The sequence below is a fragment of the Aeromicrobium sp. A1-2 genome (assembly GCF_003443875.1).
Taxonomy (GTDB): Bacteria; Actinomycetota; Actinomycetes; order Propionibacteriales; family Nocardioidaceae; genus Aeromicrobium.
Map to the genome: position 1 here is coordinate 3,097,157 of NZ_CP027482.1, position 12,822 is coordinate 3,109,978.

Sequence of the window (12,822 nt, forward strand, 5' to 3'; positions counted from 1 at the left end):
TTCGGAAGGTGACGGGTCAACGACGGCATGGCGGCCTACATCCGGAAGACGCCGAACTGCGGCGCCGGGGTCGGAGTGGCTGCGGCGATCTCGAGGCCCATGCCCAGCACCCGACGGGTGTCGATCGGGTCGATGATCCCGTCGTCCCACAATCGGGCACTGGAGTAGTAGGGCGAGCCCTGCACGTCGTACTGCTCACGGATCGGCGCGCGGAACGCCTCTTCGTCCTCGGCGGACCACTCGCCGCCCTTCGCCTCGATGCCGTCACGGCGGACGGTCGCCAGCACGGCAGAGGCCTGCTCCCCACCCATCACGGAGATGCGAGCATTGGGCCACATCCACAGGAACCGCGGGTCGTAGGCCCGGCCGCACATGCCGTAGTTGCCGGCGCCGAACGAGCCACCGATCACGACCGTGAACTTCGGGACGACCGAGGAAGCCACCGCCGTGACGAGCTTGGCCCCGTCCTTGGCGATGCCCTTGTTCTCGTACTCCTGGCCGACCATGAAGCCGGTGATGTTCTGCAGGAACACCAGCGGGACACCGCGCTGGTTGGCCAGCTCGATGAAGTGCGCGCCCTTGAGGGCCGACTCGCTGAACAGGATGCCGTTGTTGGCGATGATCGCGACCGGATAGCCCCAGATCCGCGCGAAGCCGCACACCAGGGTGTCGCCGTACAGCGGCTTGAACTCGTGCAGTCGGGAGTCGTCGACGATCCTGCGGATGACCTCACGGACGTCGTACGGCGTGCGGCCGTCGACCGGCACGATGTCGTAGAGCGTCTCGGGATCCTCGGCCGGCTCGACCGGCTCGTGCGGCGGAGCGGCGCTGGTCGGTCGCTCGAGGGTGCCGATGATCGATCGGACGATCTGCAGCGCGTGCTCGTCGTCGTCCGCGAGGTGGTCGACGACACCGGACAACCGGGCGTGCACGTCCCCTCCGCCGAGGTCCTCAGCGGTCACGATCTCACCGGTTGCGGCCTTGACCAGTGGCGGGCCGCCCAGGAAGATCGTGCCCTGCTCCTTGACGATGACCGACTCGTCGCTCATCGCCGGCACGTACGCGCCACCGGCGGTGCACGACCCCATGACGGCGGCGATCTGCGGGATCTGTTGCGCCGACATCTGGGCCTGGTTGTAGAAGATGCGGCCGAAGTGCTCCCGGTCGGGGAAGACCTCGTCCTGCATCGGCAGGAACGCGCCGCCGGAGTCGACCAGGTAGATGCACGGCAGGTTGTTCTCCTGCGCGATGGTCTGTGCGCGCAGGTGCTTCTTGACCGTCAGCGGGTAGTACGTGCCGCCCTTGACCGTCGCGTCGTTCGCGACGATCACGCAGTCGCGACCGCTGACCCGGCCGATGCCGGTCACGATGCCCGCGCTGGGCACCTCGCCGCCATACATCTCGTAGGCCGCGAGAGGCGCGATCTCGAGGAATGGCGAACCGGGATCGAGCAGGTGGTCGACGCGGTCACGGGGCAGCAGCTTTCCGCGACCCACGTGCCGCTGACGGGATGCCTCACCGCCACCGGCACGCACCGTGGCGAGGGTGTTCCGCAGCTCTTCGACGAGTTGACGCATGCTCGCAAGGTTAACAGTCGTTAACCTGTTTCCGCTACAGTGACCGGGTGAGCACGCCCCGTCGCCAGCAGATCCTCGACACCGCTGCGTCGCTGTTCGCCGAGCGAGGCTTCCACGGCGTCTCGGTGCATGACATCGGCAGTGCCTGCGGAATCTCCGGGCCGGCTCTCTACAAGCACTTCGCTGGCAAGGACGACATCCTCACCCAGTCGCTGACCGCGATCAGCGAGGAGCTGCTCGCTGAGGGGGTGGCCCGAGCCGCCGCTGCTCGCAGTCCCGAGGACGCGCTCGAGGAGCTGATCGCGTGGCACATCGACTTCGCGCTGGGACATCCGGCGCTGATCGTGATCCAGGAGCGCGAGTGGGCCAACCTCGATGCCGCGGGTCGCAAGCAGGTCCGCCTCCTGCAGCTGGCGTACGTCGACATCTGGGTCGACGTCGTGCTCCGGTTGCGCGACGATCTGGACGCCAGCGAGGCGCGGGCCGCCGTGCAGGCGACGTTCGGGCTGCTCAACTCGACGCCGCACAGCGCCCGGATCAGCGAGGCAGCGATGCGCTCCCGGCTGGCCTTGATGGCACGATCGGCGCTTCGGGCGTAGGTCCCGGGCGCGGACCGCGCGTCGCCCGGGTCGCTATCGCGACTCCGGCCAGCATGACCGCGCCGCCCACCACCTCGAGTGCCGTGGGCACCTCTGACTGCACGATCCACGCGGCCAGGATGCCGACGACCGGAACCAGCAGGACGTAGGGCACGACGGCGCTGGCCGGGTAGCGCGCGAGCAACGAGTTCCAGATGCCGTAGCCGATCACCGACGCGCCAATGGCCGTGTAGGCCGTGCTCGCGAGCGCGACCCCCGACAGGTGGGTCAGGGCACGGCCGACCTCGTCCGAGCCGTCGATCACCAGCGACAGCCCCAGCGCCGGGAGCGGCACGACCAGCGCCGACCACACGACCAACGAGAAGCCCGACGAGACACCGGCCTTGCGGGCGATGACGTTGCCGGTCGCCCACGACAGCGCGGCGCAGAGGATCACGAGCACCGGCACGACCGGTGCCGAGATGCCGTGGGCGACCACCACGAGCACCAGCCCCGCCGTGCCAAGAAACGCGCCCACGACCTGACGGCCCGTCGGCGGCTCTCTCAGGACGATCGCCGCGATCACGATCGTGAGGATGACCTGCGCCTGCAGAACCAGGGAGGCGAGCCCGGCCGGCATCCCGAGGTCGAGCGCAAGGTAGAGCAGGCTGAACTGACCCAGGCTCATGAAGGCGCCGATCGCGACGACGGTCCGCCACGGCGCTTGCGGAGGCCTGACGAAGAACACCAGGGGGAAGGCGACCAGCACGAACCGCATCGCCAGGAACAGCAGCGGTGGGACGTCGCTCAGCCCTTCGTCGATCACCACGAAGTTGGCGCCCCAGATCAACATCACGACGAGGGCCAGCAGGCCGTGCTTGGGGGACATGACTCCAGTGTGACTCGCCTGACGATCAAGTACCAGCGAGGGTTTCTGCACGAAAGACCGTACTGTTGCTTCATGATCGACCTAGGATCACTGCGTTCGCTCATCGCCGTACGAGATCACGGCAGCATCGTCGCAGCGGCGGCTGCGCTCGACTTCACGCCGTCGGCAGTGTCTCAACAGATCAAGAAACTCGAGCGAAAGAGCCACTCCCCGATGCTCGAGCGGGTCGGGCGCAGCGTGATCCTGACCGAACGGGGTCGGCTGCTGGCCGAGCGCGGCACTGTCCTGCTGGCCGACCTGGAGCAGGTCGAGAACATCGCCGTCGGTGGCGCGGAGGAGCTGCGCGGGACGTTCCGCATCGCCTCGTTCTCGACCGCCAACCGTGGCATCGTCGCGCCCTTGCTGGCCCGCCTGCGCACGACGGCGCCGGAGCTCGACATCACGGTCGTCGAGACCGATCCGCGAGAAGCTGTGACCCTGGTCGAGCGGGGCGGCACGGATCTTGCGCTGGTCCACGACTGGAACTCGTTGTCGCTGGAGATCCCGTCGACCGTGGAGTCACATCAGCTGCACGTCGATCACGCCGACGTCCTGCTCGCGTGGGACCACCGGCTGAGCCTCCAAGACCAGGTCACGCCGATGGATCTGATCGAGGAGCGCTGGATCACGACCCCGGCCGGCACAATCTGCCACGAGTGGCTGGTCCACATGTTTGCGATGCACGGCCACCGACCCGATGTGCGCTACTTCGACGGCTCGTACTCGACCCACGCCGCGATGGTCGAGCACGGCGTGGCGGTGGCGCTGGTGCCACGGCTGGGCCGCGAGCCGCTGTCCCCGCGGGTGCGAGCCATGACCGTCGTCGACCCGACCCCGCAACGCCGGGTCAGTTCGGTGTGGCGGGTCGCCAGCCGCGAGAACCCCGCCCGCCAGCACGTCCAGCACCAGCTCGAGGAGCTGTTCCCCCCGACGTCGTAGCTCCAGGTGCTCCCACCCCCAGCGACGGTTTACCAGGTTCTCCTGGTAAACCGCCACTCCTCTGGGCAGATTCACCCGGTGGACTGGCAGTTGGCCAGCAGGAGTGAGGTACGCCAGCGGTCAGGCGTCCTTGAGCGTCCGCCACGAGACGACTGCGGCGGCCACGGCGACGACGATCGCGGTCGCCGACGTCAGCTGCACGCCCAGCTCGAAAGCGGCATGGGCCGAGCGCACGAGTTCCTCCCCGACCATGTTCGGGTAGTTGCCGGCGTACTCAACAGTGCTGCCCAGCGTCTCGAACGAGGAGTCACCACCGCCCCACCGGGCGACAGCCGGAACGGTCAGGTGCGAGCGGTACGCCGAGGTCAGGATGCTCCCGAGGACTGCCGTCCCCAGCACGGCACCGACCTCGTACGCCGTCTCCGATATCGCCGATGCGGCGCCGGCCTTGTACGGCGGAACGCTCGACAGCATCAAGTCATTGGTCAAGGTCTCGGCGAGTCCGATGCCCAGGCCCATCACCGTGAAGGCGACCATGATCGTCCACGTCGTGGGGGTCCCGAGGAAGGCCGCGATCGCATAGCCCGAGGCCGACAGGCCAAAGCTGCCCGCCACCAGGACCCGCGCAGGGAAGATCCGGACCAGACGCACGGCGGCGAAGCCCGCGATGACGGTCACGACGAGACCAGGCAGCAGCACCGTCGCAGCGGCCATGGGGGACAGGCCGGCTACGAGCTGCAGGAACTGGGCCGCGAAGAACACGAATCCGGCGTAACCCATGAGACTCAACAGGTTGGCCACGATGGCTCCGCTGAAGATCCGGTCAGAGAACAGCGACATGTCCACCATGGGATCGACCAGTCGTTTCTGCCGTCGGACGAACAGCACACCACTGATGATCCCGGTCGAGAATCCGAGCAGTGCGAGATCGCTGAAGCCGTGCTCGGCGACCTGCTTGATGCCCACGACGAACGGCAGCATCGCGGTCATCGACAAGAAGATGCTGGGCAGATCGATGCGACCGGGCCGCGGATCGCGCGATTCAGGGAGTAGGAAGACAGCGGCGACCAGGAAGATGGCGATGATCGGCACGTTGATCAGGAACACCGAGCCCCACCAGAAGTGCTCGAGCAGCCAGCCGCCGACGACCGGCCCCAGGGCCGCGCCACCAGCGAAAGCAGAGGCCCACGTGGCAACGGCGAGCCGGCGGTCCTCGCGATGCGTGAAGATGTTGCGGATCAGCGACAGGGTCGATGGCATGAGGGTCGCCCCGAACACGCCGAGCAGCGCCCGCGAGGCGAACAGGGTCTCGGCGCTGGGGCTGTAGGCGGCGCAGACCGACGCGATGCCGAAGCCGACCGCGCCGATCAACAGGAGCTTGCGCCGCCCGACGCGGTCGCCGATGCTGCCCATCGCGATCAGCAGACCAGCCAGCATCAACGGATAGATGTCGACGAGCCACAACAGCTGCTCGCCGGTCGGGTGCAGCGCGGTGCTGACCTGGGGCAGGGCAAAGCTCAGCACCGTGTTGTCGATCGAGGTCAGCAGGACCGGCAGCATGAGGACGCCCAGCGCCAGCCAGTCGCGCAGTCCTGCGCGAGCCGAGTCAGTCGGTTCGGCGCGGTAGCGCGGGTCGATCGTGGTCATGGGCCCTCCTTCCGACGGACTCCGTGACTGTACCGTCCAGACGGTATAGACAACGAGTCGCGGCATGGTGATATTCCTCTCGGTAGGGTGGGCGCATGACGGCCGGGGAACGATCGACGAGAGATCGCCTGCTCGACGCCTTCGAGACCCTGCTGGTCACCGCCGGAAGTCGGGCGGCAACGCTCGATGCCGTCGCGGCAGAGGCCGAGGTCTCCAAGGGCGGACTGCTGTACCACTTCCACAGCAAGGACTCGCTGGTCGACGGCATGCTGGACCGCTTGCGCGAGCAGGGAGACGCCGATGTCGCCAAGATGCGCACCGCGAGGAAGGGGCCGGTCGAGTTCTACCTCGCCACCTCGGTCAACACCGGCAGCGACTTCGACCGTGCGCTCATCGCGGCCGGACGTATCGCGCAGGAGAGCGACTCCCGGGCGTCCGCGGCACTCGCTGACCTCCGCGAGGGATGGTTTCGGGTGCTCCGTGAGCATCTGGGTGACGAGTCGCTCGCGCGGACGATCCAGCTGATCGGCGATGGTCTGTACTTCGACGACACAACCGGACTGACCGAGAAGAATGCCCTCAAGCACGTGCGGGACGTGCTTCGGCGGCTCGAGGTCCTCTGACCCGCCAGGCAGCAGTCGCGGCTCTGGTCCTCGGCGTATCGCTGTTCTAGCCTGACGGCATGTGCCGCAACATCCGTACTCTTCACAATTTCGAGCCCGCAGCGACCCACGACGAGGTCTACGCCGCCGCCCTGCAGTACGTACGCAAGGTCAGCGGATCGGCCAAGCCGTCCAAGGCCAACGAGGAGGCGTTCAACCGAGCCGTCGCCGAGATCGCCCACATCACAGGGCATCTCCTCGAAGACCTGGTCACCACCGCCCCGCCCAAGGATCGCGAGGTCGAGGCCGCCAAGGCCCGGGCTCGCTCGGCCGAGCGATTCGCCTGACCCGTCACAGCGTCCTCGGCGCCAGTCACCGCTGGGCCTGACGTTTCTGCAGACACGGACGGCGTGTCGCTGCAGGAACGTCAGGCCCAGCGGGAAGGTGAGGTCAGGCCTTGCGGAGCTTGAGGAAGATGCTCGGGCCGAAGTTGTTCTTGGCCAATCGGCTCTGGGTCGCGCGCTCCACCGCGAGCATCGCGCGGGTCGGCAGCGCCCGCTTGAGCTTCTGGCTCCGCAGGTTGGACACCGACAGCTTGCTGTCGAGCGTCAGTCCCGCGGTCTGGAGCTGACCCAGCACGGTGTCGATGTTGTGGTTGACGAACGCGATCGCGTCGGGCTCGTCGGCCTTGACCGTACGGATGCTGACCGGCTCGGTCGGCAGCGGAGTGCCCTGCTTCTTGTGCCGGCGACGATTCTTGAAGTGGCCGTAGTTGGCGACCTCGATGATCGCCGTGCCACCGGGCGCCAGCACCCGGGCGATCTCGGCGAACTCGGCCGTCGGATCGGGCAGGTGGTGCATGACCCGGATCATCGTGATCAGGTCGAGCTCACCGTCGGCGAACTTCAGGTCGTCAGCCTGCATCTGCACCTGGGCGATGTCGGTGCCCTCAAGCACCTTCTTGGCCGCCTCGAGCTGTGATGCGGCCGGCTCGGCGAGCGTGACCTTGTCGGAAAACGTCCGCAGCAGGATGCACAGACGGCCGAAACCGCCACCGATGTCGGCGGCGTTGCCGAAGTGGTCGCCCTTCAGGAGACGCCGGATCGCCATGTGCTCGGCGGCGTTCTCATAATCGCGGTTGTCCCAGTACTTCGTGTAGTCGTAGCCACGCTCGTACTGGTTGGCGACCTTCTTGGAAGGCTTGTCGTCAGTCACGCCGAACACACTAACAACCCAACGCGTACGGCCCGAATCGTCGACCGGGGCGACTATGGCCCGTACGTCCGCGGGCCGAAGACCGGGGACTCCTTGGCCATACCGGCCTTGCGCGCGATCGCGGTGTTCTTCGCCTTGAACATCGCCGCCTGCAACCGGCGCTCGAGCCGGTACGACTTGCGGACGCTCTGGTGCCGGTTGGCGTACAGCAGGCGCTTGGTCGCCGCGACCGAGTCCGGCGAGCGCTCGAGAATCTGATCGACGAAGCCCAAGGCCGCCTTGAGCGGATCGTCGCTGACCTCGGTGGCCAGGCCCAGCTCGACCGCTCGGGCACCCGTGATCGACTCGCCGGTCATCGACAGTCGCATGACGACATCGGCCGGGAGCAGTTCACCGAACGGGACGGTGCCGGCCATGTCCGGCACGAGTCCCCACTTCGCCTCGAGGATCGACCAGGTCGCGTCCGGCGTCGTGAAGCGCAGGTCTGCGCCGGCCGCGAGCTGGACGCCCGCGCCGTAGCAGTGGCCGTGGATCACCGCGACGACCGGCACCGGGAGGTCGCGCCAGATTGCGGTGACCTTCTGGAACCGGTTGACCGTGCGCGGTCCGGCGAAGAAGAACTTGGCGACCCGACGCTTGTCCTTGAAGGCTGCGCCGAAGTCGAGGCCGGCGCAGAACGACCGCCCGTGGCCCTGCAGCACGACGGCGCGGATGTCCCGGTTGCTTCGGAGCGACTCGGCGGCGGCGATCAGCTCGTCGATCAGCTCCAGGTCGACGCCGTTGAGCTTGTCCGGCCGGTTGAGCGTGACGTACGCAATCGGGCCGTCGATATCGGTCAGCACGCGTGGTTCGGTCATGCCTGGATCGTATCCGGAGGGCGTTCGCACCCCACGCACTCCCTGTTGCGACATAACTTCGTTACGTGGCCGCGCGTTGATCAGTCCATGCGTCGTCCCTTGCTGGCCACGATCGGCCTGATCCTGCTGACCCCCGTCATCGTCTCGTCGGTCGCGCGGGCTCCCGCCGACGCCGCGACACCGCCCGGCCCGCGCACCGTGATGTACGTCGGCAACAACTGGGACGGCACGGCCGATGTCATCGATGCCACGACCTACAAGCGGCTCAAGCGGATCGACGTGGCTCCCGATCGGGCGGCGCGCATCGCCGAGATCCAGGCGAATCCGGTCAAGCTGGCGTACTACCTGGCGATCGGACAGCTCGTCGGCGAAGGTCACGACCAGCTCGTGGACGACATGTTCAGTACTCCCGACGGGACGCTCCTGGCGGTGTCGCGCCCCAGCCTGGCCGATGTCGTCGGAATCAGCCTGGCGAGCGGCAAGATCGTGTGGCGGTTCCCGATGGAGGGCTACCGCACCGACCACATGGGCGTCTCCCCGGACGGCAAGCGCCTGTTGGTCTCGGACTCGACGGCCAACAAGGTGCATGAGCTCGAGCTGCGGACGGGCCGCAAGCTGCGCGAGTTCGCCTCCGGCGACACTCCCCACGAGAGCAACTACACCCAGAACGGCGACCGGATCTTCCACGCCAGCATCGGCCGGGTGTACGTCCCGGGCCAGCTCGGGCTGCTGGGCCAGGCGGCCTCGGTCGTCAAGGGCAAACAGGTCTTCCAGATCGTCGACAACAAGACTTTCCAGATCACCAAGCAGTGGGACATCGGCCAGAAGCTCGACGAGGCGGGCTACCCCGGCATGAGCTCGGCCGTCCGACCCATGGCCGTGGCCCCCGACGAGCGGTTCGTCTACCTCCAGGTGTCGTTCTTCCACGGCTTCGTCGAGTTCGACACCGCCGGCGCCGGCAAGGTCACGCGCGTCGCGCTCCTGCCGCAGAGTGAGGCCGCCAAGAAAACGCCGAAGGTCCAGTATGTGCTCAACTCGGCGCACCACGGGATCGCGATGAACTCGGCCGGCACCTCGCTGTGCGTGGCCGGCACGATGTCGGACTACGCCGCGATCGTCAGCCGTGAGTCGTTCCGCCACACGATTCTCGATGTCGGTCCCAAGCCGTACTGGGCCACCACCGGACCGACCGGCAAGACCTGCTGGATGTCGACCAGCGGCAACGACCAGGTCGCGGTGATCGACTACGCCACCAAGAAGATCGTCAAGCGCATTCCCGTGGGCGATCACCCGCAGCGCATCCGCGAGGGTCGTGTCGCCGCCAACGTGCTGAACTCCTGGATGTGAGGTAAGCAGGTTTAGATCGTTCACCATGGGGCACTCACGCACCATGGTGAACGTCAAGAGACTCCCCGTACCGCTCATCGAGACCTACGAGTGGCAGTACCAGGGTGCGTGCATGGGTGCCGACAGCGAAGTCTTCTTCTCGCCGGAAGCCGAGCGAGGCGCCAAGCGCGCCCGTCGTGAGGAGAACGCCAAGCAGGTCTGCTTCACGTGCCCCGTGATCGACCGTTGCCGCGAGCACGCCCTGTCGGTGCAGGAGCCCTACGGAGTCTGGGGTGGCCTGAGCGAGGGTGAACGCGCCGCGATGAGCCGCAACATCGCCAGTTGACCCCCGAGCGGACGCGTCGCCTCGGGGGAGTGGCGTCCGCGCGGCCCCACACCAAGGAGTGACATGACCAGACTGACCGAGCCCCGCAAGCCCAGCACCTCAGCGAAGATCCTCTACCGCCCCGTGGGCGTCGTCAGCTCGATCATCGGCGGGCTGATCGCCTCGCTGCTGTTCAAACAGATCTGGAAACGAGTCAGCGCCGGCGCCGGCGCCGACCCGCCCGGCGCGCTCCAGTCGGAGTACGGCTTCAGGGAGATCCTGCTCGCAGCGGTGCTGCAAGGGGCCATCTACTCTGCTGTGAAAACTGTCATCCAGCGTCAGGGCGCCAAGGGATTCCAGCGCGTCACCGGGGAGTGGCCCGGCTCCTGAGCCCGGCTGGGCTGTCCTGGGTCCGGCCGCGGGTCACACCGGCTCGGCGGAGTCTCGCAGCGCGGCGAGCAGCCCTTCCTGACCGGCCCACATCGTGGCCAGGATCCGCCGCCCGTAGAGCAACAGCTGCGCCACGTCGGGCGTCGCGAGCGTGTAGAGGACCGTTGCGCCCTCCCGGGACGAGCTGACCAATCCAGCCCGTCGAAGCACCGCGAGCTGTTGCGAGAGGTTGGACGACTCGACCTCGATGTCCGCCAGCAGCTCGTGCACGGGCCGCGGGCCCTCCTGGAGCAGCTCGAGGACGCGGATCCTCACCGGGTGTCCCAGCGTCCGAAACAGCTCGGCCTTGGCCTGGTAGAGCGGCACGCTGGTGGTCATGGGGCCTCGTTCCGCAGTGTGGGACATCTCATTTTGTAGATTACATCACTTGAAGAACTCTTCAACTGCGATACCTTTCGGTGAGATACGCGCCACCCGTGAGTGCGTTCTGCAAGGTGAGAGGGCATGATCGAGCGATGGCCGACGTTGACGCAGCACTGGACGAAGCAGGACTCAAGAACCCCCGAGTACGTGAATACGTTCACCACTGGGCCGAGCTGACCGGAGCAGACCGGGTCGAGGTGATCAGCGCCTCCGACGACGCGCGACTCATCGCCGAGGCCCTCGAGGCCGGCGAGCTCGAGCCGGCTGGCGAGGGTCTCTACTACTCGCGCAGCTATGTGAAGGACACCGCGCGCTCCGAGGAGCGCACGATCGTGGCGACGAACACCCCCGAGGACAAGGGCATCTACAACAACTGGCGGCCCGCCTCGGAGATGCGCCCGATGCTCGAGGACCGCATGCGCGGAGCCCTGCAGGGCAAGACCATGTACGTCATCCCCTACCTCATGGCACCTCCCGGCAACGTGCTCGCTCCGTGGGCCACTGGCGTGCAGGTGACCGACGCCCGCACCGTGGTCCTGCACATGATCCGGATGTCACGCGTCGGCGTCGACTTCGTCGAGGGTCTGGAGGACCCCGATCAGTTCGTGCGCGCCGTCCACGTGACCGGCGACCTGGAGAACCTCGGTCAGGGCACGCCCGACGACCAGCGCTACTTCGTGACGGTCGCCGACGAGCGCACGATCCTGCACTTCGGATCGTCGTACGGCGGAAACGCCCTGCTCGGCAAGATCGCCCACGGTCTGCGCCAGGCGGCGTACGACGGCTGGGCCTCGCGCAAGTTCCTCGCCGAGCAGTACATGCTGATCGGCATCCACGACAAGCAGACCGGCAAGACGCACCACATCTGCGGTGGCTTCCCGAGCGCCTCGGGCAAGACCAACCTCGCGATGATGCTGGCCCCCGATGTGCTGGGCGAGCGCTACCACGTGTCGTTCTACGGCGATGACATCGCGTGGCTGTGGGTCGACGAGGCCAGCGGCAAGCTCTACGGCATGAACCCGGAGTACGGCGTCTTCGGTGTCGCAAAGGACACCAACGAGGGCACCAACCCGACCGCGCTGGCGTCCGTCGCCGAGGGCACCGACGCGATCTTCACCAACATCGCGTACAACCCCGCGACCCACGAGGTCTGGTGGGAGGGCCGCACGCCCGCGCCGCCGGCCGATCCGTCCGGTTGGCTCGACTGGAAGGGCCTCCCGATCACCGATCGCCAGGCGGGCGACGACAGCCCGTGGGCGCACCCCAACAGCCGGTTCACGACGACGCTGGACAACGTCCCGAACATCGCGCCGGACTACAACGCCTCGACCGGCGTCCCGATCGACGCGATCATCTTCGGTGGCCGCACCCGCGACCGCGAGCCGCTCATCCGCGCCATCACGGACCTGGCCGAGGGCGTCTACGACGGCCTGACGCTGGGTGCCGAGGCCACCTCGGCGGCCGAGGGCGTCGAGGGTCAGCTCCGGTATGACCCGATGTCCAACCGTCCGTTCATGGCGTACGGCGAGGGCGATTACGCCGAGCACTACCTCAGGATCGTCGGAGCGGCCAAGGACCTGCCGATCTTCGCGCACGTCAACTGGTTCCAGCGCGATCCCGAGGACGGTCACTTCCTGTGGCCCGGCTACCGCGACAACCTGCGTCCGCTCCTGTGGCTCCTGCAGCTCAAGAACGGCGAGGTCACGGGTCGGCAGACTCCGGTCGGCATCATCCCGACCGCCGAGGAGCTCAACCTTGACGGTGTCGACATCACGGCGAAGGACCTCGAAACAGTCCTCTCGATCGACAACGCGCGCTGGCGCCAGGAGATGGGCTTCCGCGAGGAGCACCTGAAGCAGTTCAGGAACCTGCCCGAGGAGATCTGGGTCGCGCACCGTCGCGTCGCCGCAGCCCTCGACGCCGAGGCGTAGCCAGTACGAACCACAGGAGCTCCCGGCCAGACAACCTGGCCGGGAGCTTCTGCGTGGTGCCGGGCGCTCGGATCGTGGGACCTT

14 protein-coding genes are annotated in these 12,822 nt (G+C 67.3%); 8 read left to right on the forward strand and 6 right to left on the reverse strand.

Annotation, left to right across the window (positions count from 1 at the left end):
- Nucleotides 1-35 precede the first annotated feature (35 nt).
- Nucleotides 36-1,577: a carboxyl transferase domain-containing protein gene (locus C6I20_RS15220; protein WP_118397537.1), complete on the reverse strand. Its 1,542-nt coding sequence runs from the start codon at nt 1,575-1,577 to the stop codon at nt 36-38.
- 47 nt (nt 1,578-1,624) lie between these two features.
- Here C6I20_RS15220 and C6I20_RS15225 point away from each other — a divergent pair, with 47 nt between their 5' ends.
- On the forward strand, nt 1,625-2,176 hold the full coding sequence (locus C6I20_RS15225) for a TetR/AcrR family transcriptional regulator (RefSeq protein ID WP_118397540.1): 552 nt from the start codon (nt 1,625-1,627) through the stop codon (nt 2,174-2,176).
- Here C6I20_RS15225 and C6I20_RS15230 read toward each other — a convergent pair.
- A complete protein-coding gene (locus C6I20_RS15230) occupies nt 2,115-3,044 on the reverse strand; it encodes an EamA family transporter (protein ID WP_118397543.1) in 930 nt (309 codons plus the stop codon). The genes C6I20_RS15225 and C6I20_RS15230 overlap by 62 nt on opposite strands.
- Nucleotides 3,045-3,116: 72 nt before the next feature.
- Between C6I20_RS15230 and C6I20_RS15235 the strand changes: the two genes are divergently transcribed.
- Complete coding sequence (locus tag C6I20_RS15235) at nt 3,117-4,022, forward strand: LysR family transcriptional regulator (RefSeq protein ID WP_118397546.1); 906 nt, start codon at nt 3,117-3,119, stop codon at nt 4,020-4,022.
- 120 nt (nt 4,023-4,142) lie between these two features.
- On the opposite strand, the gene C6I20_RS15240 is transcribed toward C6I20_RS15235, so the two are convergent.
- Nucleotides 4,143-5,669 carry an MFS transporter gene (locus C6I20_RS15240; protein WP_118397549.1) on the reverse strand — a complete coding sequence of 509 codons (1,527 nt, stop codon included), beginning with the start codon at nt 5,667-5,669 and terminating at the stop codon, nt 4,143-4,145.
- Between the two features lie 95 nt (nt 5,670-5,764).
- On the opposite strand from C6I20_RS15240, the gene C6I20_RS15245 reads away from it, so the two are divergent.
- Both C6I20_RS15245 and C6I20_RS15250 read left to right on the forward strand, forming a co-directional pair.
- A complete protein-coding gene (locus C6I20_RS15245) occupies nt 5,765-6,292 on the forward strand; it encodes a TetR/AcrR family transcriptional regulator (RefSeq protein ID WP_118397552.1) in 528 nt (175 codons plus the stop codon).
- 59 nt (nt 6,293-6,351) lie between these two features.
- Nucleotides 6,352-6,618, forward strand: coding sequence for a DUF2277 domain-containing protein (locus C6I20_RS15250; protein ID WP_118397555.1), 267 nt, complete (start codon nt 6,352-6,354; stop codon nt 6,616-6,618).
- Between the two features lie 103 nt (nt 6,619-6,721).
- Here C6I20_RS15250 and C6I20_RS15255 read toward each other — a convergent pair whose 3' ends face one another.
- Nucleotides 6,722-7,486, reverse strand: coding sequence for a class I SAM-dependent methyltransferase (locus C6I20_RS15255; protein ID WP_162891362.1), 765 nt, complete (start codon nt 7,484-7,486; stop codon nt 6,722-6,724).
- A gap of 53 nt (nt 7,487-7,539) precedes the next feature.
- Entirely contained in the window at nt 7,540-8,343 is an 804-nt protein-coding gene (locus C6I20_RS15260; RefSeq protein WP_118397561.1) for a crotonase/enoyl-CoA hydratase family protein, read from the reverse strand.
- Nucleotides 8,344-8,430: 87 nt separating this feature from the next.
- Here C6I20_RS15260 and C6I20_RS15265 point away from each other — a divergent pair, with 87 nt between their 5' ends.
- The 3 genes from C6I20_RS15265 to C6I20_RS15275 all read left to right on the forward strand — a co-directional run bounded on the left by C6I20_RS15265 (nt 8,431) and on the right by C6I20_RS15275 (nt 10,384).
- Nucleotides 8,431-9,690, forward strand: a complete 1,260-nt coding sequence (locus C6I20_RS15265) for a YncE family protein (protein WP_118397564.1) — start codon at nt 8,431-8,433, stop codon at nt 9,688-9,690.
- 43 nt (nt 9,691-9,733) lie between these two features.
- Entirely contained in the window at nt 9,734-10,015 is a 282-nt protein-coding gene (locus C6I20_RS15270) for a WhiB family transcriptional regulator (RefSeq protein WP_118399001.1), read from the forward strand.
- 63 nt (nt 10,016-10,078) lie between these two features.
- Nucleotides 10,079-10,384: a DUF4235 domain-containing protein gene (locus C6I20_RS15275; RefSeq protein WP_118397567.1), complete on the forward strand. Its 306-nt coding sequence runs from the start codon at nt 10,079-10,081 to the stop codon at nt 10,382-10,384.
- Nucleotides 10,385-10,417: 33 nt separating this feature from the next.
- On the opposite strand, the gene C6I20_RS15280 is transcribed toward C6I20_RS15275, so the two are convergent.
- A complete protein-coding gene (locus C6I20_RS15280; protein ID WP_118397570.1) occupies nt 10,418-10,762 on the reverse strand; it encodes a helix-turn-helix transcriptional regulator in 345 nt (114 codons plus the stop codon).
- 137 nt (nt 10,763-10,899) lie between these two features.
- Here C6I20_RS15280 and C6I20_RS15285 point away from each other — a divergent pair, with 137 nt between their 5' ends.
- Complete coding sequence (locus tag C6I20_RS15285; protein ID WP_118397574.1) at nt 10,900-12,738, forward strand: phosphoenolpyruvate carboxykinase (GTP); 1,839 nt, start codon at nt 10,900-10,902, stop codon at nt 12,736-12,738.
- Nucleotides 12,739-12,822: the final 84 nt, after the last annotated feature.